General features: G+C 47.9%; 5 protein-coding genes. 2 read left to right on the top strand and 3 right to left on the bottom strand.

What is annotated here, in order from left to right; all coding sequences use genetic code 11:
- Nucleotides 1-419, top strand: a 419-nt coding sequence (locus tag V6C93_RS08725) for a hypothetical protein (protein ID WP_333476266.1), incomplete at its 5' end; no start/stop codon positions are given.
- Between the two features lie 19 nt (nucleotides 420-438).
- Here V6C93_RS08725 and V6C93_RS08720 read toward each other — a convergent pair.
- Nucleotides 439-1590 (bottom strand): tetratricopeptide repeat protein, encoded by a 1152-nt coding sequence (locus tag V6C93_RS08720; RefSeq protein WP_349262657.1) that lies wholly within the window; start codon nucleotides 1588-1590, stop codon nucleotides 439-441.
- A 169-nt stretch (nucleotides 1591-1759) separates the two neighbouring features.
- On the bottom strand, nucleotides 1760-2545 hold the full coding sequence (locus tag V6C93_RS08715) for a 16S rRNA (uracil(1498)-N(3))-methyltransferase (RefSeq protein WP_333476264.1): 786 nt from the start codon (nucleotides 2543-2545) through the stop codon (nucleotides 1760-1762).
- Between the two features lie 248 nt (nucleotides 2546-2793).
- Between V6C93_RS08715 and V6C93_RS08710 the strand changes: the two genes are divergently transcribed.
- On the top strand, nucleotides 2794-4053 hold the full coding sequence (locus tag V6C93_RS08710; RefSeq protein ID WP_333476263.1) for a transposase: 1260 nt from the start codon (nucleotides 2794-2796) through the stop codon (nucleotides 4051-4053).
- A 50-nt stretch (nucleotides 4054-4103) separates the two neighbouring features.
- On the opposite strand, the gene V6C93_RS08705 is transcribed toward V6C93_RS08710, so the two are convergent.
- On the bottom strand, nucleotides 4104-4241 hold a 138-nt coding region (locus V6C93_RS08705), incomplete at its 5' end, for a pentapeptide repeat-containing protein (protein WP_333476267.1).

Raw genomic sequence — 4241 nt, 5'->3', positions numbered from 1 at the left:
AAAAATCCAAAGACGGTGAGTCGGCTCCTAAGGCGGAAAAATCGGAAGGGTATTTCTTGGAGCTAGACGACAGCGGAAACGTTGCGTCAGGTACTGAAGCCAAGAAGCCAGAACCCATGAAAGCTAAGGCGGCAGCTCCAGCCAAGCAGGTAGAATCGTCTCAATCTGCTGTAGCAACACTCGAACGTCCCAAAGCCTCGCCCGTTAATCAAGTACCTTCTGGGAACGAGAAAGTAAAGATTGAAGCGCAGCCTAACCCCCCAGCCCCTGCCACTAATGGCAAAGTGGCACCCCAAGCTGCATCGACCTTTGCTCCTAACTACTTAATGCCCACACCTACCAATAGTCGGCGTCGTCCAGGTCCGAACATGGAGATGTTCCGGGATATGGCACGTCAGGTGAAAACACCGACGAAATAGTACCTCAGGAATATCATCTTTACTGAGAAGAATTCTTCAGGAAAACCAATCCACTATACAACTGAAATGCTGGGTCCCAAGGCGTCTCTTTACGGCGGAACAAGTCGATATGAGAGGGCAGGTGACCCAGCATTTCTCTAAAATCTATTGCTGTTTCGGCAAAGGTCTTGAAATCTGACCAGACTGGGATCTGAGGCAATTTGGGATTGAGGAAATCTAGTAAGTGATTCCAGTTCTTTCTGGTGGTTCCTTGTTCGAGGGAAGGCGCTTTAGATTTCTGACGCGGGTCTTGAAGCGGTTTTGGAAAAAGAGTAATTCCCTGCTGAAACTGATAGTTGCGATCGCACAAGCGCAGAATAGTGCCTCGCTCTGGTAAATGCAGGTCGCAAAACTGAACATAGTCTAAGGTTTGAGTTTTGCGCTTTAAGTTGCCGCGCCCATCGTGATCAACGACTTCGTCAAAAAGCGGCAGCAACCCTTCCACTCGTTGGGTCACTTCTGACCAATTAAATGTCAGGGAACCCAACTGTCCCTGAGCGTTTTTGCACACAACGCTAGCTTGAGACGAGAGGCGACCTAAGGCTCCTGACGTCCCTACCCCTTCGCTCTCAGAAAAATAATGCACATTAAATACGTTAATTTCTTTGATATTGCCGATCGCGGCTGAAAAGCAAGGAATGGACGCGTCGCGCAGGGATGAAACATAAAAGTTCAGTTCTCCCATTGGTCCAGTGCGGTACAACCGCCAACCACGCATGGGTAGCTGTAACCTTGCGGAGTAGGCATCGATTTGCATGATGCGGGCAAACTTTTGAATGGCTTCGGTTTTCGCTTCAGTACTGATGGGTTCCAGTACCAAAGCCCCTAATTCTCCACTATTAGGGTCAGCTGTCGCCTCAGCCAGAGCTTGCCGTCTTCGCTCTTGTTCCATTGCTTCCAAGCGCCCCAGTCCCTGACGCGCTTGAGACATAATTTTAGGGTTGGTCGTTCCCCTGAGTAACTGCCGATAGACGGCTTCAGCCGATTCCATCTTACCCGTCGCTTCATGCAATCGTCCGACATAAAGCTGTACCCAAGGATTCTTCGGTTCCTGCTTTACCAGTTGTTTGAGTAATCGGGCAGCGGTTCGATAATCTTGGCGTTCAAAAGCATCGACAACTTGGTCAATCATGACGGCTGAGGAATAGGTAGTCAGCACTCACTCGGTTTAATGTTTGCGTTGGCAGCCGAATCCCCCTTAAAGTTGCCCTTGAAAGGGAAAGTCGCTACATTCCCTCTCATTGTAGGAGATACGCTCTGATCTGGAAGACGCTGTATCCTTACCTGCCTCATTCTTGTGGTCATTCCCTGACCCCTGTTACTTGCGAGGGGAATCGCACATTGGCTTTCAGCTCTAACACTGATGCGATCACAGACAAGGCAACGATGGGAGCCGTGACGGCTCTGAGGATGCGATCCCCTAAGGAAACAGGTTGAAAACCAGCCGTTTTGGCTTGTTCTACTTCTGTACCTGTCCAGCCACCTTCAGGGCCAGTCGCGATCATCACGGAAAATTGACCCGCATCAGGTTCTAATATTTGGTTTTGCAAGCAACTCACCAAATGAGGCGCATCACCCCGTGCTACGGCTATATAGCGATAGGCGTTTGAGGTTTCAGGTAATTCTAGACTTGCGACAAAGTCTATGGGGTCGAAAAGGGTTGGTACAATTTGACGCTCAGATTGCTCGGCTGCCTCTTGAGTCAGCCGACGCCAGCGTTCGAGTTTCTGCGGACTGGGATTGAGGAGGGTGCGATCGCTCTTTAACGGGATGATGCAAGCAACGCCCAACTCTGTTGCCTGATACACCACATCATCAAATCCATTACCTTTAGGCATCGCTGCCATCAATGTCACCGTTCCCGATAATTCGGTTTCAACACACAGGGATTCGAGAATGTTAGCTTGGGTCAGATCGGCTGCTAGTTCACTCACCCACCAGCTCCCCTGTCCATCCATCGCAATAAAGCGATCGCCTGCTTTCAATCGTAAAACTCGACTGAGATAGTGCTGTTGGGAAGGGGTCAAAAAAATTTCCCCTTCTTTGTGCTGTTGAGGTGCAATAACTAATCGTTGCAGTTGAACCAATCGATTCTCCAGTTACTTGCGCATCAACACAGTGTACTTAAATTTTATCTAATCCGCCGGGAAGACCCCCGCTATAGCTAGAGAGGAATATATCGAGGCGTCGCCGAGTACCCCCGAAAGCTTAGCGGGGGATGAAAGGCGGTTAAAAGAGGAGGTATACGCTTCGCGTATGCTTCGCAAAGGATGCCTCCTCTTTTTTTAACATTTAATGCCGCGCTGGTAGCCAGTAAATATTGTATAATATTAAGATGTTGACACTTACTTATAGTTATCGAATCTATCCAGATGCCACTCAAAAACACCAGCTCATTGAGTGGATGGATATTTGTCGCAATGCTTATAACTATGCACTGCGGGAGATAAAAGATTGGTGCGATAGTCGTAAGTGTTTGGTGGATAGATGCTCCATTGAGAAAGAATACATCCTCTCTTCGGAATTGAAGTTTCCTGGCGAAATCCAGCAACTTAACAACCTGCCGAAAGCCAAGAAGGAATTCCCCAGATTGGGTGAAGTTCCTTCCCAGGTTCTCCAGCAAGCTATTAAACAGTTGCACAGAGGTTGGGAATATTTTCAGGAGAAAGGTTTTGGCTTTCCCAGATTCAAGAAATACGGGCAGTTTAAGTCGTTACTGTTTCCTCAGTTCAAAGAGTGTCCAGTAACGAACTTTCATATTAAGCTGCCCAAGATTGGGGTAATCCCTATCAATTTGCACCGACCTATCTCAACAGGGTTTGTGGTCAAGCAAGTCAGAATTTTGAGGAAAGCTGATAGATGGTATGCATCTATCTCCCTGCAATGTAATGTCAGTGTTCCTGACCCAGCGCCATCCGGTCATCCCATCGGGGTTGACATTGGGTTAGAGAAGTTTTTGGCAACTAGTGATGGTGTTCTCGTAAAACCGCCTAAGTTTTTCAAGAAGTTGCAAAGTGAGCTGAAATTGCTACAACGCAGATTATCTAGAAAAAATCAGCAGTCTAAGAACTACGAGAAAGGCAGAATTAAGGTAGCTAGACTTCACCACCAGATTGACAACACGAGGAAAGACTTCCACTACAAACAAGCTCATGCTCTTTGTGACGCTGGAGATATGGTCTTCATGGAAGATTTAGATTACCGTACCAGCGCCAAAGGAATGTTTGGGAAACACATGCTTGATGCTGCGTTCGGACAATTCAGAAACATCGTTAAGTATGTGTGCTGGAAGCGTGGAAAGTTCTTTGCTGAAGTTGATGCAAGGGGGACTTCTCAACAGTGTCCCGAATGTGGTGGTGAAGTCAAAAAAGACCTGAGCGTGAGAATCCACGACTGTCCTCATTGTGGGTTCCGTACCGATAGGGATGTAGCAGCCGGTCAAAATATTAGAAACCGAGGAATTAAGTTAATTAGTACCGCAGGGCTTGCGGGAATGGAAACGGCCTGTGCAGACGATCTACCGGGGACGAGCGAAAGCGAGTCTAGGCAAGTGTCGCAATCCCGTAAGGGAAAAACCAGGAAACCTAAGAAGTGATTCTTGGGAAGCCCTCGCTATAATCTCCGATTTAGCGAGGGAGAATGTCACTAAGTTAGAATCACTCCATCCGGCATGATTGCCCCACGCAGGTTGGCACGACTGAAGTTAACCTCATGAATGTGGGTTTGAGTTAGGTTGACTTGTGTCAAGTTAGCTTCCGTTAAGTTTGCCCCAGTTAGGGTAGC

Source organism: Allocoleopsis sp. (assembly GCF_036703385.1).
Classification (GTDB): Bacteria; Cyanobacteriota; Cyanobacteriia; order Cyanobacteriales; family Coleofasciculaceae; genus Allocoleopsis.
The sequence above is the reverse complement of the archived record's forward strand: the minus strand, read 5'-3'. Positions and strand labels throughout refer to the sequence as shown.